Below are 22180 nucleotides of genomic sequence, written 5' to 3'. Positions count from 1 at the left end.
CGTCGGTATGCGCTTGCTTGTTGGCGATCTCCGCCAACGGGCTAGACCCCGGCCGCCCCCAGCAGCCTGCCCGCCGCGTACGTGACCCCCATGGCCAGCGCTCCGCCCAGGACGTTGCGCAGCACCGCCGGGCCCACCGCGGCCGCTCCCAGGCGGGCGCTGGCCCAGCCGGTCAGGACCAGCGCCGCCAGCACCGAGCCCACCGTCACCGGGAGCCGCCAGTCGGAGGGCGGCAGGACGATCGCGAGCAGCGGGAGCAGCGCCCCCACGGTGAACGCCAGGAAGCTGGCGAGGGCCGCCGTCCAGGGGTTGGTCAGCTCGTCGGGGTCGATGCCCAGCTCGACCCTCGCGTGGGCCCTCAGGGCGTCGCGTTCCGTCAGCTGGACCGCGGCCTCGCGGGCCACCTCCCGGGACAGGCCGCGGCGCTCCAGGAGTTCGGTCAGCTCCTCCAGCTCCGCCTCGGGCTGCTCCTTCAGCTCCCGCCTCTCCAGCGCCAGCGCGGCGAGCTCGGAGTCACGCTGGGTGGACACCGAGACGTACTCCCCCGCCGCCATCGACATGGATCCGGCGAGCAGGCCCGCCAGGCCCGCCGTCAGCAGGGTGTTGCGGTCGGCGGTGGCGCCCGCGACGCCGACGACGATGCCCGCCGTCGACACGATGCCGTCGTTCGCGCCCAGGACGGCCGCCCGCAGCCAGTTCAGCCGGGAGCCGAGCGCTCCCCCGTGGGCCTCGTCGTCGTGCGTAGGTTCGGTCACAGCAGGGAGGATCGCACCCCGGGGCCGATCGGCGCCGCACCGACGTCACCAGACCCGGACGGAGGCCCCTCGCGCGAACACCGGACTGGTCGCGTCCGCCGGCGGGTCCGGCAGCGGTTCGGCGATCTCCGCCGCCGTCGGTCCCACCTTCGCCGCGATCGGGTCCAGGAGGTCCAGGTCGAAGCCGTACACGCGGGCCGCGTTGCCACCGAGCATCGCGGCGAGCTCGTCCTGCGGGACGCCGGCGAAGGCGAAGCGCAGGCCCTCCCGGGTGTACGGGTACGTGCCCTCGTCGTGCGGGTAGTCGCTGCCCCACATGATCTTGTCCAGGCCGATGCGGTCGCGCAGCGGCACCTCGTGCGGGCGCATGAAGCTGGCGCCGACGAAGCAGTTCTCGTGCCACACCTCGGAGGGCGGCCTGCCCGTCGCCTCCGCGAGGCCGGCCCCGAACTTCGCCTCCGCGGTCGTCGCCCGCGCCGCCGCCAGCAGGCGGCCGTGGTAGTAGTCGAGCATGGCCAGGACCCCGGGAATCCACCCGGATCCCTGTTCGGTCAGGACCAGTCTCAGCTCCGGATGGCGGCGGAAGGCGCCGCCGAAGACCAGGTGCCACAGCGCGCGGTGCGAGAACCAGGTCGTCTCGACCATGAAGACCGCGCGGGCCGCCGGTTCGTCGCCGAGCGGCGGGGAGGCGGAGCCCGCGTGGTGGTTGACGGGGACGCCGAGTTCCGCGCAGACGGCCCAGATCGGGTCGTACACGCGCGCGTGCAGTTCGGGCAGGCCCGAGCCGGGCGGGGTGCCGGGGAGCATCAGGCCGCCTTTCAGGCCCGCCCCGGCCGCCCACCGGATCTCCTTCACCGCCTCCTCGACGTCGTTGAGGAGGATCTGGAAGACGCCCGCCCGGCGCCCCGGCGCCGCGGCGCAGAAGTCGGCAAGCCAGCGGTTGTGGGCCCGCAGGCCCGCCCAGCGGTGCTCGAACTCCGCCGCCGTCGGCGCGGGGGCCATGAGGGAACCGGACGGGAAGAACGGCGGGATGGTGTTCGGGAAGATCACCTCCGCGACGATCCCGTCCTCCTCCAGCTCCGCGAGCCGCCGCGCGGAGTTCCAGTTCCGGTCCGCCGAGTCGGCGAGCAGGTCCTCGTACGGGTTGACGTACGTCGCCGCCCAGCCGTCGAAGTCGTCGTGGTACCGCTTCTCCAGGTAGGGGCGGTAGTCGAGGAGATCCGCCCCCGCGTGGCAGTCGGCCGAGATCACCGTGTAGCGGTCGTCGCTCACGACGTCACCCCCAGCGCCGGGAAGTCGTGGCCGGTCAGCCAGTGGCGGCCCACCTCGCGCGAGCGCGCCCAGGACGCCGCCACGGCCGCCTGGTCGGCCGGCTGGCCGAGGTCCGACGGAGTGGGGCCGATGCGCCGGGCCAGGGGGGTCAGGCGGTCCACGTCGAAGCCGAAGGCCTCGGCCGCCGCGAGGCCGAGCATCCGGCGGGTCTCGGTCACCGGGATGTCGTGGAACGTGCGGCGCAGCCACGCGCGCGTGTCGGGCCAGGTGCCCTCGGGGTGCGGGAAGTCGCTGCCCCACAGGATGTTGTCGACGCCGATCTCGTAGCGCTGGGCGAGTTCGCGGCGCTTGGTGTTGGTGGCGCAGACGAAGACCTGCCGGTCCAGGTACTCGTGCGGCGGGCGTTTCATCTCCTCGAAGGGGGAGAGTTTCTTGCCGCCGTGCGCGCCGAGGTAGAGGCGGTCCATGAACCACAGCAGGTTCGGCAGCCACCAGCAGCCCGACTCCGCGATGCCGAAGCGCAGTTCGGGATGGCGTTCGAAGACGCCGGACCAGAGCAGGAACCACAGCGGGCGGGCCGGCCACCACGTCACCTCGCTGACGTAGATGCCGAGATGGTCGCCGTACTCGTGGCGCGGGGCCGCGCCGGAGTGGGTGAGGACCGGCATCCCGCACTCGGCGGCGGCCGCCCAGACGGGGTCGTAACGCCGGTCGTGGTACGGCTCCTTGTCGACCCACAGGGCGGGGATCATCAGGGCGCCGAGGCCGGACTCCTTCGCACGGTGCACCTCGGCGACCACACGGTCCGCCGGGGCCGTGACGGGCAGCAGGGCCACCCCGCAGTGCCGTTCGGGGTGCTCGGACACGAAGTCGGCCAGCCAGCGGTTGTGGGCCTGCGCACCGGCCATGCCGAGCTCCGGGTCGTGGTCCCCGGACAGGCCGAGGCCGACCCCGAAGGGCGCGGCGGTCCGGCTGTCCACCGCGTCGGCGTCCGGGAAGACCACCTCGGCGGCCACCCCGTCGCCGTCCAGCTCCTTCACCCGCTGCCCGGCGTCCCAGCCTCCGCGCAGCCCCTCCTCGTTGTCCTGGAACCACTTGGCCGCGAACGCCTCGTTGCGGATGCCGAGCCGGGTCATCTCCTCCCGGCGGCGCTCGCGCCCGGCGAGGAACTCGTCGAAGTCCCGGTGGAACCGGGCGTCCAGATAGGGCCGGTACTCCTCGGTGGGCAGCCCGGCGTGGCAGTCGGAGGAGATGATCAGGTACGGGTCGTCGTACGCGGTCACCACTGCCCCCTGTGCAGTCCGTTCAGTCCAGGATGAAGCTTTCGAGGTACGAGGGGTTCGTCCGGTCCAGCATCGAGCGGGCCCTGGCCCGGATCTGGGCGTCGCTGTGCCCGCTCTCCGGGAGCAGCCAGAAGCGGTCCGCGCGGATGCCCGCCACGACGAAGCCGGCGACCTCCTCGACGGGCGTGAAGGCGACCTCCTTGCCCGCCGCCCGCATCGCCGCCTCCCACTGGTCGAGGCTGCGGTACGGCGTCCGGCGCGGCCGTTGCTTGGCGTAGCGGTCGGGGCGGTTGCGGTGCGACTCCCACAGGCCCGTGCGCAGCATGTGCGGCCCCGGGAAGAGCACCGAGGCGCCCACGCGCGCGTGCTCCGCCCTGAGGTGGGCGTACAGGGACTCGGTCATCGTGACGACGGCCGCCTTCGTGACCGCGTACACGGAAGCCGTGGGCAGCGGGGCGATACCGCCGTCGCCGGAGGACGTATTGACCACATGACCGGGTTGACCCGACTTGATCATCCTGGGCACGAAAGCCTGGACGCCGTGGAAGACGCCCCACACGTTGACCTCGAACGCCCACTTCCAGTCGTTCGGTTCGTGCTCCCACATACGTCCCTCGGCGCCCGAGCCGACCCCGGCGTTGTTGCAGAGGACGTGCACCGCGCCGTAGGTGTCGTAGGCGGACTCGGCCAGCTCCAGGACCTGTTCGCGGACGCCGACGTCGACCACGCGCGCGTGCACGTCGGCGCCCTCCGCGCGCAGTCCGGCGGCGGCCTTCTCCAGGGCGGCCGGCTCCACGTCGGCGAGGACCACCTTCAGCCCCTCGGCGGCGAACCGCCGGGACATCGCGAGTCCGATGCCGCTCGCCGCGCCGGTGACGACGGCGACCTGACCTTCGCGCAGCTCCATCAGGACCCGCTCCCCTCGCTGTCCTGCGGGGGCGCGTCGTGGACCTGGCGCGGGTCGTCGTAGCGCTGGTGGACGTACGGCAACAGGGCCTGTGCGTCGACCCGTTCGGCGATCCGGCCGCGCTGGCCGCTGGTCTTCTCGCCGAGGGTGAGGTCCAGCAGGCGCAGCACCGGCAGGTCGGCGACCGGGTCGTACGCCGACTCGCGGAGGATCACCTCGCCGGTGACGCGCTCCAGCCTGCGGACCTTCTCCTCGCGGACGCAGTGGACCAGCAGCGGGTCGCCGTCGAAGCCCGAACCGTCCACCGCCGGGAGGAACTTGAAGTAGAAATCGGTCTTCGGGGCGGGCTCGGGCAGCGGCAGCGGGCCGTCCACCGTGCCGCGCACCTCGACGAAGGCGACGCCGTGCCGGGCCAGGACCGCGCGGATCCGCGCGCCCTCCCGCTCGACGGTCACCTCGCCGAGCTTCTTGGGCTCGCCGAAGACCTCACGGCCGCCGGTGAGGGCGCGTTCATGGGTCATCGGCATGACCAGCGGGTACCAGCCCTCGACCGCGCCGTGCGCGGCGGCGACCGCGAACGAGCCGGCGCCGAGCGGGTATCCGGGCAGTTCGACCTTGCTGACACTGACCCGGGCCAGGGGCCGGCCGGCCGGCTTGAGCGGCGGCGGCAGGACGGCCGCGACCGCGTCCGGGTCGGTCTCCCAGACGGCCACCACCCCGGTGGACCAGACGTCCGGGAGCTTCGTGGTGCGCGCGGCTGCGATCTCCGCCCCGGTCCGAGCGCCGTACCGTACGTGTGCCATCCGCCGTACCGCCCTTCCGTCGGCCGTCCGTGCTCATGGCGGGGAGCACGTTTGCACCGGGCGGCGAAAAGGTCCATAGCCGCGCGAAGGGCGATCCGGACAAAATCCGCAGCCGTGCGACGGGCCGTCAGGACGGACGAGGCATCAGGACGTGCGAACGGGCGGCCACGACGGGCGGCCTGACGGTCCGGGCTGTCGGTGCGGGCCCGTATCCTCAATGACCATGCTCGAAGACCGTACGACCGCAGTGTCCCCCGGCACCCCGTGGCCGGCCGCGTACCCCGAGGGGTACGCCGTCGTCGACGTGGAGACCACCGGACTGGCCCGGGACGACCGGATAATCAGCGCGGCCGTCTACCGGCTGGACGAGCGCGGCGAGGTCGAGGACCACTGGTACACGCTGGTCAACCCCGAGCGCGACCCGGGTCCCGTGTGGATCCACGGCCTGACGAGCGAGGTGCTCGAAGGCGCGCCGCTCTTCACCGACATCGCGGAGGAGTTCTCGGCCCAGCTGGACGGCCGGGTGCTGGTCGCGCACAACGCGGTCTTCGACTGGCAGATGATCGCACGGGAGTACGCGCGCGCGAAGGCCGAGGCCCCGGTGCGGCAGCGGCTGTGCACGATCGCGCTCGCCAAGGAGCTGGACCTGCCGCTGCCCAACCACAAACTGGAGACCCTGGCGGCGCACTTCGGTGTCGTGCAGCGGCGGGCGCACCACGCGCTGGACGACGCGCGCGTGCTCGCGGAGGCGTTCCGGCCCAGTCTGCGGGCCGCGGCGGCGGGCAACGTACGGCTGCCGCTCCTGGAGTGCCGCCCCCTGACCGAGTGGTCCGACACCCCCCGGATCGGGCCCCAGGCGAGCGGCGGGTACGCCGGCTACCGGCCCGGCGGCTGGCGGCCGTCCCGCAGGCGCCCGGCGTGCCCCTACCCGAACCCGGGCCGGTACGAGGACGGCGGGCCGCTCAAGCAGGGTATGCGGGTGGCGTTCTCCGGGGACACCTCGATCGAGCGGGAGCTCCTCGAGGACCGGGCCGTCGAGGCCGGTCTGCACGTCTCGACGAGCATCTCCCGGCTCACCAGCCTGCTCGTCACCAACGACCCGGACTCGGGCACCTCGAAGGTCCTCAACGCCCGCCGGTTCGGGACGCCCGTGGTCGACGAGGCGGCCTTCGGGCAGCTGCTGCGGGACGTGGCGCCGGCCACGGAGCAGTGACCGCCCGCGCGGTCCGTACATCAGTCCGCGGGGGCCGTACGGACGGGTGATTGCCGCACGACTCGCCCGGCGCCCGCTCGCCCGCGCGCGGCCGACCGCCCACCCTGTGGCGCATGGCGAAATGTGAAGTTTGCGGAAATGACTACGGAATGACCTTCGAGGTGCACGCGCAGGGCGCGGTCCATGTCTTCGACTGCTTCTCCTGTGCGATCCACCGCATGGCACCGCTCTGCGAGCACTGCAAGGTCTCGATCATCGGCCAGGGCGTGGAGGCGGACAACCAGTGGTTCTGCGGCGCCCACTGCGCCCGGGAGGCCGGGAAGGCGGGCATCGTCGACCGCGTCTGACCCGGTACCCGCCCGAACGCGCCCCACGACCGAGTTGTACGGTCGTGGGGTGTACCGCTTCCTGTTGACTCGGCAGTGGGTGATCCTCACCCTCATCTCGCTGCTTCTGATCCCGACGATGATCCGGCTCGGGATCTGGCAGAAGCACCGGTACGAGGAGCGCAGCGCCCGCAACCAGCTGGTCGCCGACGCCCTCGGCGCCAAGCCGGTACCGGTGGAACAGGTGACCGAGCCGGGGCACGCCGTGACCCGCAAGGAGCGGTACCACACCGTCACCGCGACCGGCACCTTCGACACCGCCGACGAGGTCGTCGTGCGCCGCCGTACCAACTCGGACGACGAGGTCGGCTATCACGTTCTCACCCCCTTCGTGCTGACCGACGGCAAGGTGCTGCTGGTCAACCGGGGCTGGATCCCGTCCGACGCCCCGAGCCAGACCACCTTCCCGAAGGTCCCGGCGCCGCCGGCCGGCAAGGTCACCGTCCAGGGCCGGCTGATGCCCGACGAGACCACCGCGGCGAGCGGCATCAAGGACCTCAAGGGCCTGCCCGACCGGCAGATCATGCTGATCAACAGCGAGGAGCAGGCGCGCCGGCTCGGCAAGCAGGTGCTCGGCGGCTACATCCAGCAGACGGCGCCCGAGCCCAAGGGCGACACCCCGGAACAGATTTCCGACCCGGGCAAGGAAGACGCGCCGCTGAACTATGCGTACATGATCCAGTGGTGGCTGTTCGCGGCGGGCGTCCCCTACGGCTTCTTCGTGCTGGCCCGCCGGGAGGCACGCACGCGTGCGGAGGCGGCGGAGCAGGAGACGGCCGAGGCGGCCGAACCGGCCGCCGTCTGAGCTCCGTACCGCGTCACTCCCCCGGCCCACCCCCTGATTGGCCCCCCGGTCGGCAGGGAAACCGCCACCCGTGGACCGACGCATCGAGGACTACGCGCTCATCGGCGACGAGCAGACCGCTGCCCTGGTCGGCCGGGACGGCTCCATCGACTGGCTGTGCCTGCCCCGCTTCGACTCGGCCGCCTGCTTCGCCAGACTCCTGGGCGACGAGGACCACGGCCACTGGCGGATCGCCCCCAGCGGCGCCACGACCTGCACCCGGCGCGGCTACCGGCCCGACACCCTGGTCCTGGACACCGAGTGGGAGACCGCCGAGGGCACGGTCCGCGTCACCGACCTGATGCCCCAGCGCGAGCACGCGCCCGACGTCGTACGCATTGTCGAGGGCGTCAGCGGCCGCGTCACCGTGCACAGCACGCTCCGGCTCCGCTTCGACTACGGCTCGGTCATCCCGTGGATGCGCCGCTCCGGCGCTCACCGGGTCGCGGTCGCCGGTCCCGACTCGGTGTGGCTGCGCAGCGAACCGTCCGTACGGACCTGGGGCGAGGACTTCGGCACGCACTCGGAGTTCACCGTCGCGGCGGGCGAGCGGGTCGCGTTCGTGCTCACCTGGCACCCCTCGCACCAGCAGCGGCCACCGCTCGTCGACCCCTACGAGGCGCTGCGGTCCAGCGTCACCGGCTGGCGGCGCTGGACCGCCCGCTGCACCTACCGTGGCCCGCACCGGGACACGGTCGTGCGCTCCCTGATCACCCTCAAGGCGCTCAGCTACGAGCCGACCGGCGGCATCGTCGCCGCGGCGACCAGCTCACTGCCCGAGGAGCTGGGCGGGGTGCGCAACTGGGACTACCGGTTCTGCTGGCTGCGCGACTCCACCCTCACCCTCGGCGCCCTGCTCGCGGCCGGCTACCACAAGGAGGCCGAGCGCTGGCGCGACTGGCTGGTGCGAGCGGTCGCCGGCGACCCGGCGGACCTGCAGATCATGTACGGCCTCGCGGGCGAGCGCCGGCTGCCCGAGTTCGAACTGGACTGGCTGCCCGGCTTCGCCGGCTCCAGACCGGTGCGCGTCGGCAACGGCGCCGTCGACCAGCTCCAGCTGGACGTGTACGGCGAGGTGATGGACTCGCTGTCGCTTGCCCGCACCGCCGGTCTGCCCACCAAGCCGCACATGTGGGCCATCCAGTGCGCGCTGATGAAGTTCCTGGAGAAGGCCTGGCGGCAGCCGGACGAGGGGCTGTGGGAGGTGCGCGGCGGCCGCCGCCACTTCGTGCACTCCAAGGTGCTGGTGTGGGTGGCCGCGGACCGGGCGGTACGGACCCTGGAGGACCACGCGGAGCTCAAGGGCGAGTTGACGAGATGGCGCGCGCTGCGCGACGAGGTGCACCGGGAGGTGTGCGAGAAGGGCTACGACCCGAAGCGCAACACCTTCACGCAGTACTACGGCTCGCGCGAACTCGACGCCGCCCTGCTGCTGATCCCGCGCGTCGGCTTCCTGCCTCCGGACGACCCCCGGGTGGTCGGCACGGTGGACGCCATCCGCGACGACCTGGGCCAGAGCGGGTTCCTGCGCCGCTACGACACCGACGCGATCGGCGTCGACGGGATGCCCGGCGGCGAGGGCGCCTTCCTCGCCTGCTCGTTCTGGCTCGCCGACGCGCTGCACATGACGGGCCGCACCGACGACGCGAAGGAACTGTTCGAACGGCTGGTGGGGCTCGTCAACGACGTGGGGCTGCTGTCCGAGGAGTACGACCCGGAGACCGGGCGTCAGCTGGGCAACTTCCCTCAGGCGTTCAGTCACATCGGACTGGTGAACACCGCCGTCACGCTCTTCGGCGGCGAGCAGGCAGGATAGGGGCCATGGATCTTGGACTGAAGGACCGGGTGTACGTCGTCACCGGAGCGACCCGCGGGCTGGGGCACGCGGCCGCGCGCGAGCTGGTCGCGGACGGGGCGAAGGTCGTGGTGACCGGCCGCGACGAGAAGCGGGCCGCCGACGTGGCGGCCGAACTGGGGCCGAACGCGGTGGGCGTGGGCGTCGACAACGCGGACCCGGCGGCGCCGGAGCGGCTGATCGCGGCCGCGCGTGAGCGTTTCGGAGGGTTCGACGGGATCCTCGTGAGCGTGGGCGGCCCGCCGGCCGGGTTCGTCGCCGACACCACGGACGAGCAGTGGCAGGCCGCGTTCGAGTCGGTGTTCCTGGGGGCCGTACGGCTCGCCCGCGCGGCCGCGGCCGAGCTGGGGGACGGCGGCGTCATCGGGTTCGTGCTGTCCGCGTCGGTGTACGAGCCGATTCCCGGGCTGACGATCTCCAACGCGCTGCGGCCGGGTCTCGCCGGGTTCGCCAAGTCGCTGGCGGACGAACTGGGGCCGCGCGGGATCCGGGTGGTGGGGTTGCTGCCGTCCCGGATCGACACGGACCGGGTGCGGGAGCTGGACACGATGTCCGCCGACCCGGAGGCGACGCGGGCCGAGCACGAGTCGCGGATTCCGTTGCGGCGGTACGGGACTCCGGAGGAGTTCGGGCGGGTGGCGGCGTTCCTGTTGTCTCCGGCCGCGTCCTACCTGACGGGGATCATGGTGCCCGTGGACGGGGGGATGCGGCACGGGTTCTGACCCTGCCGCGGGTCGACCGACGCGGGCCGCGGCCTGTTCACGAGCAGGCCGCGCAAACCCGCGGAACGGACGGCAAGCCGCCCGCCGTGTGCGCGCGTCCCCGGACGGCCTGTCAGGTCACCCGTTCCGCGCGGTGCTTCACCGAGGTCAGCCGGACCTCCGCGGGAAGCTTCGGCAGGGCCGCCGAGTCCCGGGCGTGGGTGAGGGCCTGAGCCGTCAGGGCGTCCAGGGCCTGCTCCGGGGCCGTGTCCGGCTCCAGCTGGAGCCACACCCGTACCTCCGGGGCCGTGCGCGTGCCCCTCAGGACCGCCTGGGCGTGGGAGACGCCCTCCTGGTGGGCTGCGTCCGTCGCCAGGACGGTCTCCAGGGCCCGGCCTCGCAGCAGCGCGTCCTCACCGTCTCCGGTGTCCACCAGGACCTCGGTCAGGCGGCGCCGGCGCAGTTGGGCGGTCAGCCACCAGAGCGAGAGCAGGAACAGCACGGCCAGTGCGGCCAGGACCGTCGGCCACCACCAGCCCTCGGCGCGCCAGTGGGTGCGCTCGGCCGTGGTGAGCAGGACGTCGTGGCGGCCGTGGTGGATCCACCAGGACGGGGAGGGGGCGCCGAGGCCGACGGCCAGGACGGAGCCGCCGAGGGCGAGGAGCAGGAGGCCCGCGAGGGCGAGCAGGACGCGGTTGACGGTGCCGAGCACGACGTCACCCCTTCCGGCCGGGTCGGATGACCTGCAGGTTCAGGGCGGGTGCGTGGGCCAGCCCCATGGCGCGGATCGCATCGGTCAGGGCCGCCTCCAGGTCGTCCCGCACCTCGTCGAGTTCGCGGAAGTGGGAGACGGCGAGGACATGGGCGCGGGACCGGTGCAGCCGTACCCGCACCCGGCGCACGCCGGAGATCTCCATGGCCCGGTCGCGCAGCAGCAGCTCGGCCGCGTCACGGCGCAGCCCGGCGCGGACGTCGGGGTGGGTGCGGCGCATGGGCAGCAGGTCCCGCAGGCCGGGCGTGACGGCCAGGGCGAGCAGCCACAGGCCGAGGGCCGCGGCGATGCCCGCGCCCACCAGGACCCAGGTGGCGTCGAGCGGCTGCGTCGCGAGCTGACGGGCCAGTTGGCGACGCCAGTGCATGGCGGGGTGGCGGGCCCGTACGGCGCCGATGTCGTACAGGAAGGCGCCCGAGGTCACCAGGACGACCACCGCGACCAGGATGGCGGGGGCGCGGCGCGGGGACCAGAAGCGGGGCTCGCGGCCGGCCGGCGGTGCGGCGGCCGGTGCCGGTGGCTTCTCGATGACCGGTGTCTGCTCCGTGCTCATCACGCCCTCCCCTGCGTCCGGTCCGGGTGCAGCCGTTCGACCTGGACGGCGACCTCCCGGACGTCCATGTCCACCAACGCGCGTACCCGCTCGACCACATGTCGACGCACGGCCGCGCACCGGGCACCGATGTCGGACGGGTAGTCCAGTTCGAGGTGGATGCGGACGCGGGCCGTGTCGTGGTGCGTGACCACGGTGGCGTGCGGAGGCACGGCGTCCTTCGGGAGGGGGCCGAGCGCCTCGCGGGCCGCCTGCGCGGCGATCTTCGCCACCACCCGGTCGGCGATCCGGACGGCGCCCCGCTCGCCGGGCGCCACGGCCGTCGGGCCGCCACGCGTCCCACCGTTCGCGGGGGTCATCGCCGGCGGTCGCGCCGGTCGTCACGGGTGCGGAAGAAGTCGCCGAGTTCCAGGTCCCCCTCCGCGAACCGCCCGACGACGAACCCGATGGCCCCGAGAGCCGCCACCAGCAGAAAGGCGCCGAACCCACCGAAGTACCCGGCGAAGCCCAGCGCCATGCCGGCGATCATGCCGACGACGGCCAAACTCATGGTGCGCTCCCCTCAGCGGTCCCGGTCGGCGGTCACTGGAGCCGGGACTCCGGCTCTTCTTCCTCTTCCTCCGGAAGCTTCACGTCACTCACCGCGATGTTGACCTCCACCACTTCGAGACCGGTCATACGCTCCACGGCGGCGATCACGTTCTCCCGGACCGCGCGGGCCACGTCGGCGATCGATACGCCGTAGTCCACGACGATCTCCAGGTCCAGCGCGGTCTGCACCTCGCCGACCTCCGCCTTCACGCCCCGGCTCACGGACTTGGAGCCGCCGGGCACCCGGTCGCGCACCACGCCGAAGGTGCGGGCGAGACCGCTGCCCATCGCGTGCACGCCGACCACGTCCCTGGCCGCCAGTCCGGCGATCTTCTCCACGACTCCGTCGGCGATCGTCGTCCGCCCCCGGGCCGCCGGGTCGCCGCCGCCGCGCCTGACCGTCCTCCGGGTCGCCACCGTCGGGTCCTTCTCGGGCTCCGCCGCCATCTCGGTCATCGCCGTGCGTCCCTTCCCGTCGTCGTCCTGCGACCACGGTACGTGCGGACGTCCTGTCCTGCCCCGGAGATGCGGCAGGCTGAAGCAATGACGGCGGAGCGACGGACAGAGACGCTGCGGCACCTGCTGGACCCGGGCAGGCTTCTCCCGTTGGGCGGGCCGCAGGACGGGGCGTGGCTCACGGAGTCGGCGGCGGACGCGGTCCTGCGGCGGGCCGCGGCCGGGGTGGCGGGGGTGCGGCTCGGTGCGGTGCGGATCGCTCTGGCGGATCCGGCGGAGGTGGCGGAGGCCGTCGTACCGGCGCCGCCCGGAGCGGTGCCGCCGGGGCCGCTACGGCTGTCGGCGGAGTTCGCGGCGACGGCCGCCGAGCCGCTGCCGGCGACGGCGTCCCGGCTGCGCCGGGCACTGGCGGCGGCCGCGGAACGGCTGGGGTTGGCGGTGACCGAGGTGGATCTGCGGGTGACCGACCTGCTGGAGGAGGAGCCGGCGGTGACGGAGGCCGTCCAGACCCCTCGACCACCGTCGGTCCGGGAGGGATCGGATCCCGAGGGAGCCCGGGTGACGGCGGCGGCGCTGGCGGTGCCGGGCGTGGCCCGGGTGACGGGGGCACTGAGCCGGGAGGTCCACTTCGACGCCGCGCTGCCGCGCCGGCACGTGCGGGTGGAGGTGGCGTTGTCCGCCGGCCCGCGGGCCGTGGAGGTGGCCCGAGGGGTACGTACGGCGGTCGGCGAGGCGCTGGAGGACCGGCCCACGGTGTCGGTACTGGTGACGCACGTGGACTGAAGCGCCCCGTCAGGGGCGCGGGGAGGCTGTGCTGGTGCCGCACGTCAGCTGAAGCGCCCCGTCAGGGGCGCGGGAACCGCGCGACCACCCCCCACCGGCCCGCGGGGAACCGCACGACCAGCCCACCACCCGCGCGCGGGGAACTACTCGCCCACACCCGCGAGGTCCCGCAGCCGCCGGGCCTGCGCCTGCCGCTCCGCGGCCCGCTGCTCGTCGTACGTGCGGCCACTCGCCCCCCGCAGCAACGCCTTGGTCTCCACGACGGCGTCCCGCGGCGCGGCCAGCAGCGCCCCGGCCAGGTCCCGTACCGCCGCGTCGAGTTCGCCGACCGGTACCGCGACGTTCGCCAGCCCGGAGGCCACCGCCTCCTCGGCCTGGACGTAACGTCCGGTCGCGCAGATCTCCAGCGCGCGGGCGTAGCCCACCAGGGAGACGAGCGGGTGCGTGCCGGTCAGGTCGGGCACCAGCCCGAGGCTCGTCTCGCGCATGGCGAACTGCACGTCGTCCGCGACGACGCGCAGGTCACAGGCGAGGGCCAGCTGGAAGCCGGCCCCGATGGCGTGCCCCTGCACGGCGGCGACCGACACGATGTCGCTCTGCCGCCACCAGGTGAACGCCTCCTGGAACTCGGCGATGGACGCGTCGAGTTCGGCGTCGTCACGGCGCGCGAGCTCGATGAAGGTCGGCTCGCCCGGGATCCCCTCCGGCGTGAACATCTGCCGGTCGAGGCCCGCGGAGAAGGACTGTCCCTCACCGCGCAGCACGACCACCCGGACCGACCCCGGCAGCGACCGCCCGGCCTCGGCCAACGCCCGCCACAGTGCGGGGCTCTGGGCGTTGCGCTTGGCCGGGTTGGTCAGCGTCACCGTGGCGAGTGCGTCGTCGACGGTGAGCCGTACGCCGTCCTTGTCGAGAACAGGAGCGAGGTCCTGGTCGGGCGAAGCCATGGGGCGCCTCCGATGTGTGCGGTCATCACGCATTGCCGTACGGCATGCTAAGTGACTGCACAGTAACCACCCGGCCGATCACTCGACCGACCGGGTGGCCACCATCGAAGCCGATGGGCCGCCCGGGGTCAGGACGCGGCTTTCTTGCCCCGCGTCGCCCCGCCACGCCCACGCAGCGTGACACCCGACTCGCTGAGCATCCGGTGGACGAAGCCATACGAGCGGCCGGTTTCCTCGGCCAGTGCCCGAATGCTCGCACCGGAGTCGTACTTCTTCTTCAGGTCTGCCGCGAGCTTGTCGCGCGCGGCGCCGGTCACCCGGCTGCCCTTCTTCAGAGTCTCGGCCACCCGTGCCTCCTCATGGGAAGTGCGCTCTGGTCCCCTCATGATCACCCCTCCGGGGCGTGATGGCCACCCATTCGGCAAGGTCCGTGAGACATCGTTGTGACGACAGGAGCGCATCCCCACATGCGGAATATGTGATTCCGCCACGGGCCGTCCGTGAGCCCGAACGGGTTCTTCAGTGAAGTGCCAGGTCAGGCGCGCAGAAGGGCCGATCCCTTGTCGACAAAGGGATCGGCCGCGAAATCGGTGTAGGACACACCTCGATACGAGGAGATCTCACACAGATGATGGATCACCGATAGGCCGAATGATCCATAGCCAGTGGATCAGGCATTCGATCACAGCACGGCGACGGGCTCGATTCTCAGGCGAGGGCGACCAGATCCGCGTAGTCGGCGCCCCACAGGTCCTCGACGCCGTCGGGCAGCAGGATGATCCGTTCGGGCTGCAGCGCCTCCACGGCACCCTCGTCGTGGGTGACGAGGACGACGGCGCCCTTGTAGGTGCGCAGGGCGCCGAGGATCTCCTCGCGGCTGGCGGGGTCGAGGTTGTTGGTCGGCTCGTCCAGGAGCAGGACGTTCGCGGCGGAGACGACCAGCGTGGCGAGGGCGAGGCGGGTCTTCTCGCCACCGGAGAGGACACCGGCCGGCTTGTCGACGTCGTCGCCGGAGAACAGGAACGAGCCCAGCACCTTGCGGACCTCGACGAGGTCCATGTCGGGGGCCGCGGAGCGCATGTTCTCCAGGACCGTGCGGTCCGGGTCCAGGGTCTCGTGCTCCTGCGCGTAGTAGCCGAGCTTGAGGCCGTGGCCCTCGATGACCTCGCCGGTGTCGGGCTTCTCGACGCCCCCGAGGAGGCGCAGCAGGGTGGTCTTGCCGGCGCCGTTGAGCCCGAGGATGACGACCCTCGACCCCTTGTCGATGGCCAGGTCGACGTCGGTGAAGATCTCCAGCGAGCCGTACGACTTCGACAGGCCCTCGGCGGTCAGCGGGGTCCTGCCGCAGGGCGCGGGCTCCGGGAAGCGCAGCTTGGCGACCTTGTCGGAGACGCGGACGGCGTCCAGGCCCGCCAGCAGCTTGTCGGCGCGGCGGGCCATGTTCTGCGCGGCGACCGTCTTGGTGGCCTTGGCGCGCATCTTGTCGGCCTGGGAGTGCAGCGCGGCGGCCTTCTTCTCGGCGTTGGCGCGCTCGCGCTTGCGGCGCTTCTCGTCGGCCTCGCGCTGCTGCTGGTAGAGCTTCCAGCCCATGTTGTAGACGTCGATCTGGGAGCGGTTGGCGTCCAGGTAGAAGACCTTGTTGACGACCGTCTCGACCAGGTCGACGTCGTGGGAGATCACGATGAAGCCGCCGCGGTAGGTCTTCAGGTAGTCGCGCAGCCAGACGATCGAGTCCGCGTCGAGGTGGTTGGTCGGCTCGTCGAGCAGGAGCGTGTCCGCGTCGGAGAAGAGGATGCGGGCCAGCTCGATACGGCGGCGCTGACCGCCGGAGAGCGTGTGCAGGGGCTGGCCGAGCACCCGGTCGGGCAGGTTGAGCGCGGCGGCGATGGTGGCGGCCTCGGCCTCGGCGGCGTACCCGCCCTTGGTGAGGAACTCGGTCTCCTGGCGCTCGTACTGCCTGAGCGCCTTCTCCCGGGTGGCGCCCTGGCCGTTGGCGATGCGCTGCTCGTTCTCGCGCATCTTGCGGATCAGGACGTCCAGACCACGCGCGGAGAGGATGCGGTCGCGGGCGAGGACGTCGAGGTCGCCGGTGCGGGGGTCCTGCGGGAGGTAGCCGACCTCGCCGGAGCGGGTGACGGTACCCGCGGCGGGGATGCCGTCACCGGCCAGCACCTTGGTGAGGGTCGTCTTGCCGGCGCCGTTGCGGCCGACCAGACCGATGCGGTCGCCCTTGGCGACACGGAACGTGGCGTTCTCGATGAGGATGCGCGCACCGGCGCGCAGCTCGATACCGGAGGCGGAGATCACGGACAGACTCCAGAGCGTACGGATAGTGACGGGTGGGCGGCTGAGGACGTTCCCGCCGTCTAATGCGCGAGGAGAATGGCCATGGGCCAAGTCTAACGGGGCGGCGCAAGCGCTTTTTCGGTGCGCGGGTGTTCGGTGCGCCCCGCGCGGGGCGGCTCGTTGCCTAGCGGAGTGCGGTGCGGGGCGATTCCGCCCAGGTCGTCCACGGCGACGAGCTGCGCGGTCCAGGCGCCCCGCGCGCACGGCTGGGCGACGAGCAGGGCGTGGCCGTGACGTACGGCACGTTCGGGGCGGAAGGCGCAGCCCGTGCGGGCGGGCAGCACCCAGCGCAGGTCGCCGTCGGCGGTGCGGTACGCGGCGATCCGGGACGGGGTGACGACCGCGAGGATGCCGCGGCCCAGGGGGCGCAGGACGCCGGTGCCGCCCCGGGCGCGCAGCCAGTCGGTCGCCGCGGGCAGGGCGCGGTGCCAGCGCACGGAGCGGCCGTCGGTGTCCGTGACGAGTCCGTCGTCCCAGACGGTGATCGTCTGCCCGCGCGTGGGCAGCACGCTGAGCGGGCGCCGGCCCGGGCGCGCGTACCGCCAGCGCAGGGTCCGCCCGTCGTACGCCTCGACGACGCCGCCACGCGCGCGTGCGGTGTCCGCGGGCGGGCCGGAGGTGAGGTGGTCGCCGTAGGGGGCGGGGCGGATCTGGTGGGCGACGGCGAGCACCCCGGCGGCCAGGAACAGGGCGAGGGCGAGGAGGCGCTTGACGGGCCGGCGGGCGGGGGGCGTCCTCGGGAGGGCGCTCGCAGGCCGGTGCGGGAAGGTGGCCGGGGGCCGCTCCCGGCGGGCCGTGGCGGACTGCTCCAGGAGGGCTCCGGTGCGGGGTGGCGCGGTTCTCCTGTGCCGCAGAACGGCCACTCCTTCCCACCTCGGTGCCCGGCCGGGCCCCCTGTGCCACGGGTCAGGCGCAGAGCGTAGCCACGCCCGCGGCGGGCGGACGGGCGTGACGCGGGGGCGGGGCCGGAGGTCGCCCGTTCGGGCGTCGGTCCGGCCATCGGCGCGACGTGGCGGCGCGGGTGCCGCACGGTGTCTGTCCGGACCTCGGGTTCTTCGACGGGCTGCGGTCCGGGTTCGGCGCGAGCAGCGGACCGTTCACGACAGGCGTACGTCGTGGCGCACGGGTACGGGCAGCATGTGCAGGACCTGATGGGCACGTTGCGCGGGTCGCGGTCCAACCTGGCGGGTGCGCACAGCAATTCGGTGCAGCTGGAACTGCAGTCCGACTGCTGCGCCGGGTGTGGGCGCACCACGCCACGACCACGAAGGCCGGGGCGGCGGCATGGCGCGCTGCGACACCTTCGGGTGAGCGGCTGACCTGCAACGACGGCACGAGCCGGGGGCGTTGTCAGTGCCGGGTGCAAGACTGGGGACCAGGCCGGAACGACGGCTTTCGGGGGACCGACGCACGAGGGAGTGATCGGGATGGCGGGCACGAGTGGCGGGCGACCGAGCATCTATCCGTCGTTGCTTTACACGGACGCGAAGGCGGCGATCAAGCAGCTGACGGAGGCTTTCGGCTTCACCGAACTGTCGGTGTACGAGGGCGAGGACGGGATGGTGCTCCACGCCGAGCTGGTGCAGGGCAACGGCGCGGTCATGCTCGGCTCCAGGGGCCGCGGCGGCCGGTTCGACGCGGCGATGGAGGGCGGCGGTCCGACCGGCGTGTACATCGTCGTGGACGACGTCGACGCACACCACCAGCGCGCCGTCGACCACGGCGCCGAGATCCTGATGCCCCCGACCGACCAGGACTACGGTTCGCGCGACTACATGGCACGGGACGTCGAGGGCAACATCTGGAGCTTCGGCACGTACGCCCCGGAGATAGCCGCCTGAGCGGTTCGGGCAGCGCCCCGCAAGGGGCGCTGAGTCACCCCCGGCCGAAGACCGGCGGTAGGAACTGCGCGACCAGCCACGACGGCACCGCGGCTGACCGGCGGCACGCGGCAGCTCGCGGCGCTTCCAGGGCCGCGCTCAGCCTCCGGTGTGCACCTGGAAGGCGGCCCGGCGGACGGCCTTGGCCAGCGCCGGGTCGGGGTGGGCGGCGGCGAGCGCGACCAGGACCTGCACGGTGCGCGGATGGCCGACGGCGCGGACCTCGTCGAGCAGCGCGGGGACGGTGGGCTGCAGCGCCGCCTCCAGGTGGCGGACGAGCAGCGGTGCCTCGCCGTGGTCGGCGACCGCGGCGGCCGTGTCCACCCAGAGCCAGGTGGCCTCCTCCCGGGTGAGCACCTCATGGGCGTCCTCGGGGTCGACCCCGTCGTGCTCGGCCAGCCACAGCAGGGCGTACGGCCGCAGGGTCGGCTCGTCGACGACCGCGCGGACGTCGGGTTCGGCGGGGGCGCCGACGACGCGCAGCGCCTCGAAGGCGAGGCCGCGCAGCAGGGCGTCCTCGCCGCGGGCGGCGTCCACGAGCTCGGTGACGGCGCTGCCGACGGGGCGGGCGGCGAGCCAGGCGCGGTACTCGGCGCGGGCCGCGTTGGGGCGCAGCTGGGCGCAGCCGCGCAGCATCTCCTCGGCGGCGACCTCGATGTTGCCCGCGGGGCTCTGCGCGGCGACGCAGATCTGCTCCAGCTTGACCCAGACCGCCCAGCTGCCCAGCGGGGTGAGGGTGGCCTGGCCGTCGCCGTAGGTCAGCGCGCCGACGGAGGCGAGGGCGTGCAGGGCCCAGTCGAGGAGGGGGGCGAGCTCGGCCTCGTCGGCGGGGGCCGGGTCCTCGGCCGGGGTGTGCTCCGCCGGGTCGGCGTCGGCGGAGCGCACGGCGGCGAGGGGGCGGGCGGTCCCGGTGCCGTGCTCCGTGTCGTAGGGGACCTCGCAGCGCTCGGTGCGCAGTTCGGTGACCCGCTGTCCCAGCAGGTCCAGGAGCTGCTCGACCGGGACGGGACCGGCGGACAGCTGGAGGAAGGAGAGCACCTGGGGCATGGCCGAGACGACCTCGGCGACGGCCGCGGGCTCGAACTCGGGGGGCTCCGGGTGCGCGAGCGACCAGGCGTCGAAGAGGGCGACCCAGCCGCGCAGCACGGCGCTGTCGTCGCGGTCCCAGGCGCGCAGGCGCCAGCCGGGGCGGGCGCTGTCCCCGTGCACCTCGACCAGTCCTGCGAGGCGGGCGGTGTCCCAGTCGGCGCGGACCTGAGCGGTGGTCAGGCCCAGGTCCTCGGACGCGCGTTCGGCGGACGCGTCGGAGAGCGTGGCCTTGCCGTCGGCGGTCGCGCCGTCGCTGCCCGGTCCGAGGGCCGCGTCGGCCCAGTGGGCGACGCGGGCCGCGCCGGCCAGGCCGGAGCGTGCCATTCTGGCCAGCTCGGCGGGGGCCGGGGTGCCCTCCGGCGGGCGTGGTGCGGGGCGGCGCGCGGGCCGCTGGTTCATCGCTCGGGGGGCGGCGGCCAGGGGTCGCGTTCGGACGAGTCGAAGCCTTGAGTCGCGCGGGATACGGGACGTCACGGGTGCAGTCTTCCGGTTGACGGTCCGAAAACCCAAACGGAATGTCACGGCGGGCGACGGGGCTGGCCAACGCACGGGGTGCGAGGGGAGGCGAGGAGGCACGTTCAGGCCAGTGGTACGGCGTTAAACGGAACCTCCGGAACCGGCTGGAACCGGGGTGACCGGCTCGGGGCGGGAGGCGGCCCGGGACGCGGAGGGGAAGGACCGGCGGGTGCGGGAAGAATCACATCGGGGGCGCCGACAGGACGCCAGGGGACGCTCGCACCGGCGCGCGTTCCCCCGGCGCGCCCCCGAGGGGACGCGCCGGGGCGCATCACATCAGGGGCGTGAGGAACCGACGCAGCCGTTCCTCGTACTCCTCCGGGTCGGCGTTCCACATGGCGCCGTGCGGGGCGTCCGGGACGGTGTGCAGGGCCACCAGGTCGGGGCGCCGCTCGGCGAGCCAGCGGGAGTACGCCCAGGGGGCCACCGCGTCGTCCGGGCCGTGCACGATCAGGGTGGGCACCGTGAGCCGGTCCGGGGCGACGGGGTCGGCGACCTGGTCGGCGTGCAGGCCGGCGCGGCCCTGGGCGGCGCGCACCGCGAGCGGCAGCAGGGGCTCGGGGGTGTGCCGGGCCTGGGCGAGGGCACGCAGGGTGGCCTCCCAGCTGAGTACCGGGGAGTCCAGGACGAGGCCGGAGATCCGCTCACGCAGTGCCGAGTGGGCGGCGGCGCGCAGCGCCATGGTGGCGCCGGTGGACCAGCCGTGCAGGACGACGCGGCGGGCGCCGTAGCGGACGGCGTAGCGGATCGCCGCGTCCAGGTCGCGCCACTCGCTCTCACCGAGGTGGTTCAGCCCGTCCGGCGGGCGCGGGGCGCCGAGGTCGCCGCGGTAGGCGAGGGCGAGCACCGGCAGGCGCCGGGCGTGCAGGAACGCCATGACGTTCATGGCGAGCTCACGGGTGGTGCCGAGGCCGTGCACCGCGATCACCCAGGTGTCCCGGTGGCCGGGCACGAACCAGGCGGGCAGCGGACCGAGTTCGCCGGGCAGGTCGATGTCGGCGTACTCCAGGCCCAGGGCCGTGCCCGGGTTGCCGACGTGGACGTTGGCGGTGAGCCAGGCCCGGTCGCCGGTCTCGAAGGTGCCGTGGGTCACCCGCTCCAGTCGCCGTACGACGGTGTCGGCGGTGTTCGCGGCGGATTCCAGGACGGCGCCGACCACCGCGTGCGAGCCGTCACCGGCCAGCCCGTAGGTGCCGGGGCGCAGCGAGGCGAGGTCGCGGGTGAGGGTGATGCGGCCGGCCGCGGTGCCGTGCACGGTGAGCCGGGGTTCGGTGGGCAGCGGCCGGCCGGGCGGTGCCTTCAGCGCGGCGTCACTCGCGAACCGCCCCGCGGCCACGCCGGCCGCACCGGCGGCGAGTACGGCACCGACGGCAGCGGCCGTGACTTTGACTGGGCGCACCTGTCCAGTGTCGGGGCGGACATCGGCGGCGGCCAGTGGAGGAGTGAGAAATCGACGAAGCCACTGGGTCCGCCTTCCCGCCCGGCCGGGGTTCACCCCTCCGTCTGCCCGTATCCCCTCAGCTTCTCGCCGGCCTCGGCCACCTGGTCCGGGGAGAGCAGGCTCGGGGTCAGGCCCGGTACCGCGGACGCCGTCAGCCACAGGCGGCACATCCACTCCAGCTGGGCGGTGCGGTCGTAGGCCTGGGTGAGGGTGGCGCCGTAGGTGATCGTGCCGTGGTTCTGGAGGAGGCAGCCGGAGCGGCCGGCCAGGGCGCGGAGCATGTTCTCGGCCAACTCGTCGGTGCCGTAGGTCGCATAGGGGGCCACCCGGACCGCGCCGCCGAGGGCGGCGGACATGTAGTGGATCGCCGGCAGCTCGGGGACGAGCGTGGAGACGGCCGTCGCGTGGACGGCGTGGGTGTGGACGACGGCTCCGGCGTCGGTGCCGGCGTAGACCGCGAGGTGCATCGGCAGCTCGCTGGTCGGGACCCGGGTGCCGAGCACCCGGCGGCCGGCGAGGTCGACGCCCGTCACGTCGTGCGGACCGAGCCGGTCGTAGGGCACGCCCGACGGCGTGACCAGCACGGTGTCGCCGACGCGGACGGAGACGTTGCCGGAGGTGCCGACGACCAGCCCGTCGGAGACCGTGCGGCGGGCGGTGGCGACGAGTTCGAGCCAGGCGTCCGCCTCCTCCGCGCGCGCATCGCGCCTTCGCGGCTCCGACACACCTTGTGCGCCGGCCCGTCCATCCCGTCCGCCACGCTGGTCCCGCCGCTGTTCAGCCATGG

General features: G+C 73.4%; 24 protein-coding genes and 1 pseudogene. 8 read left to right on the top strand and 17 right to left on the bottom strand.

Annotated features, from left to right (window positions below; translation table 11 throughout):
• Nucleotides 1–41: 41 nt before the first annotated feature.
• Genes ACZ63F_RS12720 through ACZ63F_RS12700 form a run of 5 tightly spaced genes read right to left on the bottom strand, consistent with a single transcriptional unit; the run spans nt 42 to nt 5020 of the window.
• Nucleotides 42–755 carry a VIT1/CCC1 transporter family protein gene (locus ACZ63F_RS12720; protein ID WP_352360413.1) on the bottom strand — a complete coding sequence of 238 codons (714 nt, stop codon included), beginning with the start codon at nt 753–755 and terminating at the stop codon, nt 42–44.
• Nucleotides 756–800: 45 nt separating this feature from the next.
• A complete protein-coding gene (locus tag ACZ63F_RS12715) occupies nt 801–2027 on the bottom strand; it encodes an amidohydrolase family protein (protein WP_469710433.1) in 1227 nt (408 codons plus the stop codon).
• Complete coding sequence (locus ACZ63F_RS12710; RefSeq protein WP_469710432.1) at nt 2024–3310, bottom strand: amidohydrolase family protein; 1287 nt, start codon at nt 3308–3310, stop codon at nt 2024–2026. Before ACZ63F_RS12710 ends, ACZ63F_RS12715 begins: the two co-directional genes overlap by 4 nt.
• Before the next feature lie 22 nt (nt 3311–3332).
• A complete protein-coding gene (locus ACZ63F_RS12705) occupies nt 3333–4217 on the bottom strand; it encodes an SDR family NAD(P)-dependent oxidoreductase (RefSeq protein WP_469710429.1) in 885 nt (294 codons plus the stop codon).
• Nucleotides 4217–5020, bottom strand: coding sequence for an acetoacetate decarboxylase family protein (locus tag ACZ63F_RS12700; RefSeq protein ID WP_469710427.1), 804 nt, complete (start codon nt 5018–5020; stop codon nt 4217–4219). The genes ACZ63F_RS12705 and ACZ63F_RS12700 overlap by 1 nt, the downstream gene beginning before the upstream one ends.
• 223 nt (nt 5021–5243) lie before the next feature.
• On the opposite strand from ACZ63F_RS12700, the gene ACZ63F_RS12695 reads away from it, so the two are divergent.
• The 5 genes from ACZ63F_RS12695 to ACZ63F_RS12675 all read left to right on the top strand — a co-directional run bounded on the left by ACZ63F_RS12695 (nt 5244) and on the right by ACZ63F_RS12675 (nt 10040).
• A complete protein-coding gene (locus ACZ63F_RS12695) occupies nt 5244–6233 on the top strand; it encodes a DEDDh family exonuclease (protein WP_469710425.1) in 990 nt (329 codons plus the stop codon).
• Nucleotides 6234–6346: 113 nt separating this feature from the next.
• Nucleotides 6347–6580: a hypothetical protein gene (locus tag ACZ63F_RS12690; protein ID WP_089101588.1), complete on the top strand. Its 234-nt coding sequence runs from the start codon at nt 6347–6349 to the stop codon at nt 6578–6580.
• 49 nt (nt 6581–6629) lie between these two features.
• A complete protein-coding gene (locus ACZ63F_RS12685; RefSeq protein WP_457726321.1) occupies nt 6630–7424 on the top strand; it encodes an SURF1 family cytochrome oxidase biogenesis protein in 795 nt (264 codons plus the stop codon).
• Between the two features lie 70 nt (nt 7425–7494).
• A complete protein-coding gene (locus ACZ63F_RS12680) occupies nt 7495–9279 on the top strand; it encodes a glycoside hydrolase family 15 protein (RefSeq protein WP_469710423.1) in 1785 nt (594 codons plus the stop codon).
• 5 nt (nt 9280–9284) lie between these two features.
• Nucleotides 9285–10040, top strand: a complete 756-nt coding sequence (locus ACZ63F_RS12675) for an SDR family oxidoreductase (protein ID WP_469710421.1) — start codon at nt 9285–9287, stop codon at nt 10038–10040.
• A 112-nt stretch (nt 10041–10152) separates the two neighbouring features.
• On the opposite strand, the gene amaP is transcribed toward ACZ63F_RS12675, so the two are convergent.
• From amaP to ACZ63F_RS12650, 5 genes are read right to left on the bottom strand one after another with little or no spacing between them, the layout of a single operon-like run.
• Nucleotides 10153–10731 carry an alkaline shock response membrane anchor protein AmaP gene (gene amaP, locus ACZ63F_RS12670; protein WP_469710420.1) on the bottom strand — a complete coding sequence of 193 codons (579 nt, stop codon included), beginning with the start codon at nt 10729–10731 and terminating at the stop codon, nt 10153–10155.
• A gap of 4 nt (nt 10732–10735) precedes the next feature.
• Complete coding sequence (locus tag ACZ63F_RS12665; RefSeq protein WP_469710418.1) at nt 10736–11344, bottom strand: DUF6286 domain-containing protein; 609 nt, start codon at nt 11342–11344, stop codon at nt 10736–10738.
• Nucleotides 11344–11703: an Asp23/Gls24 family envelope stress response protein gene (locus ACZ63F_RS12660; RefSeq protein ID WP_469710416.1), complete on the bottom strand. Its 360-nt coding sequence runs from the start codon at nt 11701–11703 to the stop codon at nt 11344–11346. The genes ACZ63F_RS12665 and ACZ63F_RS12660 overlap by 1 nt, the downstream gene beginning before the upstream one ends.
• Nucleotides 11700–11894 carry a hypothetical protein gene (locus ACZ63F_RS12655; protein WP_469710414.1) on the bottom strand — a complete coding sequence of 65 codons (195 nt, stop codon included), beginning with the start codon at nt 11892–11894 and terminating at the stop codon, nt 11700–11702. Before ACZ63F_RS12655 ends, ACZ63F_RS12660 begins: the two co-directional genes overlap by 4 nt.
• Nucleotides 11895–11926: 32 nt before the next feature.
• Nucleotides 11927–12391, bottom strand: coding sequence for an Asp23/Gls24 family envelope stress response protein (locus ACZ63F_RS12650; RefSeq protein ID WP_469710412.1), 465 nt, complete (start codon nt 12389–12391; stop codon nt 11927–11929).
• 87 nt (nt 12392–12478) lie between these two features.
• On the opposite strand from ACZ63F_RS12650, the gene ACZ63F_RS12645 reads away from it, so the two are divergent.
• Complete coding sequence (locus ACZ63F_RS12645) at nt 12479–13174, top strand: nucleopolyhedrovirus P10 family protein (protein WP_469710410.1); 696 nt, start codon at nt 12479–12481, stop codon at nt 13172–13174.
• Nucleotides 13175–13317: 143 nt separating this feature from the next.
• Here ACZ63F_RS12645 and ACZ63F_RS12640 read toward each other — a convergent pair whose 3' ends face one another.
• From ACZ63F_RS12640 to ACZ63F_RS12625, 4 genes are all read right to left on the bottom strand, one after another.
• A complete protein-coding gene (locus ACZ63F_RS12640; RefSeq protein ID WP_390639408.1) occupies nt 13318–14121 on the bottom strand; it encodes an enoyl-CoA hydratase/isomerase family protein in 804 nt (267 codons plus the stop codon).
• 128 nt (nt 14122–14249) lie between these two features.
• Nucleotides 14250–14468, bottom strand: a complete 219-nt coding sequence (locus ACZ63F_RS12635) for a helix-turn-helix domain-containing protein (protein ID WP_046727957.1) — start codon at nt 14466–14468, stop codon at nt 14250–14252.
• A 361-nt stretch (nt 14469–14829) separates the two neighbouring features.
• On the bottom strand, nt 14830–16428 hold the full coding sequence (locus tag ACZ63F_RS12630; protein WP_469710407.1) for an ABC-F family ATP-binding cassette domain-containing protein: 1599 nt from the start codon (nt 16426–16428) through the stop codon (nt 14830–14832).
• A gap of 92 nt (nt 16429–16520) precedes the next feature.
• A complete protein-coding gene (locus tag ACZ63F_RS12625; RefSeq protein ID WP_469710405.1) occupies nt 16521–17330 on the bottom strand; it encodes a PQQ-binding-like beta-propeller repeat protein in 810 nt (269 codons plus the stop codon).
• A 179-nt stretch (nt 17331–17509) separates the two neighbouring features.
• Between ACZ63F_RS12625 and ACZ63F_RS12620 the strand changes: the two are divergent.
• Nucleotides 17510–17737 (top strand): annotated as a pseudogene (locus ACZ63F_RS12620) (neutral zinc metallopeptidase); the annotation flags it as partial.
• A 157-nt stretch (nt 17738–17894) separates the two neighbouring features.
• On the top strand, nt 17895–18308 hold the full coding sequence (locus ACZ63F_RS12615; protein ID WP_352360447.1) for a VOC family protein: 414 nt from the start codon (nt 17895–17897) through the stop codon (nt 18306–18308).
• Nucleotides 18309–18446: 138 nt separating this feature from the next.
• Here ACZ63F_RS12615 and ACZ63F_RS12610 read toward each other — a convergent pair whose 3' ends face one another.
• The 3 genes from ACZ63F_RS12610 to ACZ63F_RS12600 form a co-directional block, all read right to left on the bottom strand.
• On the bottom strand, nt 18447–19910 hold the full coding sequence (locus ACZ63F_RS12610; protein WP_469710402.1) for a hypothetical protein: 1464 nt from the start codon (nt 19908–19910) through the stop codon (nt 18447–18449).
• A 313-nt stretch (nt 19911–20223) separates the two neighbouring features.
• Nucleotides 20224–21351, bottom strand: coding sequence for an alpha/beta hydrolase (locus ACZ63F_RS12605; protein WP_469710400.1), 1128 nt, complete (start codon nt 21349–21351; stop codon nt 20224–20226).
• 92 nt (nt 21352–21443) lie between these two features.
• A complete protein-coding gene (locus ACZ63F_RS12600) occupies nt 21444–22178 on the bottom strand; it encodes a class II aldolase/adducin family protein (RefSeq protein ID WP_469710398.1) in 735 nt (244 codons plus the stop codon).
• Nucleotides 22179–22180 lie beyond the last annotated feature (2 nt).

This window comes from Streptomyces sp. NPDC104761, from assembly GCF_055583445.1.
This window is presented reverse-complemented; position numbering and strand designations above follow the sequence as displayed.

What these genes read in the sequence shown, in the direction of transcription:
- ACZ63F_RS12705 (WP_469710429.1), bottom strand. Translation starts at nt 4,217, where the DNA reads ATGGAGCTGCGCGAAGGTCAGGTCGCCGTCGTCACCGGCGCGGCGAGC.
- ACZ63F_RS12700 (WP_469710427.1), bottom strand. Translation starts at nt 5,020, where the DNA reads ATGGCACACGTACGGTACGGCGCTCGGACCGGGGCGGAGATCGCAGCC.
- ACZ63F_RS12695 (WP_469710425.1), top strand. Translation starts at nt 5,244, where the DNA reads ATGCTCGAAGACCGTACGACCGCAGTGTCCCCCGGCACCCCGTGGCCG.
- ACZ63F_RS12690 (WP_089101588.1), top strand. Translation starts at nt 6,347, where the DNA reads ATGGCGAAATGTGAAGTTTGCGGAAATGACTACGGAATGACCTTCGAG.
- ACZ63F_RS12675 (WP_469710421.1), top strand. Translation starts at nt 9,285, where the DNA reads ATGGATCTTGGACTGAAGGACCGGGTGTACGTCGTCACCGGAGCGACC.
- ACZ63F_RS12665 (WP_469710418.1), bottom strand. Translation starts at nt 11,344, where the DNA reads ATGAGCACGGAGCAGACACCGGTCATCGAGAAGCCACCGGCACCGGCC.
- ACZ63F_RS12660 (WP_469710416.1), bottom strand. Translation starts at nt 11,703, where the DNA reads ATGACCCCCGCGAACGGTGGGACGCGTGGCGGCCCGACGGCCGTGGCG.
- ACZ63F_RS12655 (WP_469710414.1), bottom strand. Translation starts at nt 11,894, where the DNA reads ATGAGTTTGGCCGTCGTCGGCATGATCGCCGGCATGGCGCTGGGCTTC.
- ACZ63F_RS12650 (WP_469710412.1), bottom strand. Translation starts at nt 12,391, where the DNA reads ATGACCGAGATGGCGGCGGAGCCCGAGAAGGACCCGACGGTGGCGACC.
- ACZ63F_RS12645 (WP_469710410.1), top strand. Translation starts at nt 12,479, where the DNA reads ATGACGGCGGAGCGACGGACAGAGACGCTGCGGCACCTGCTGGACCCG.
- ACZ63F_RS12640 (WP_390639408.1), bottom strand. Translation starts at nt 14,121, where the DNA reads ATGGCTTCGCCCGACCAGGACCTCGCTCCTGTTCTCGACAAGGACGGC.
- ACZ63F_RS12615 (WP_352360447.1), top strand. Translation starts at nt 17,895, where the DNA reads ATGGCGGGCACGAGTGGCGGGCGACCGAGCATCTATCCGTCGTTGCTT.
- ACZ63F_RS12600 (WP_469710398.1), bottom strand. Translation starts at nt 22,178, where the DNA reads ATGGCTGAACAGCGGCGGGACCAGCGTGGCGGACGGGATGGACGGGCC.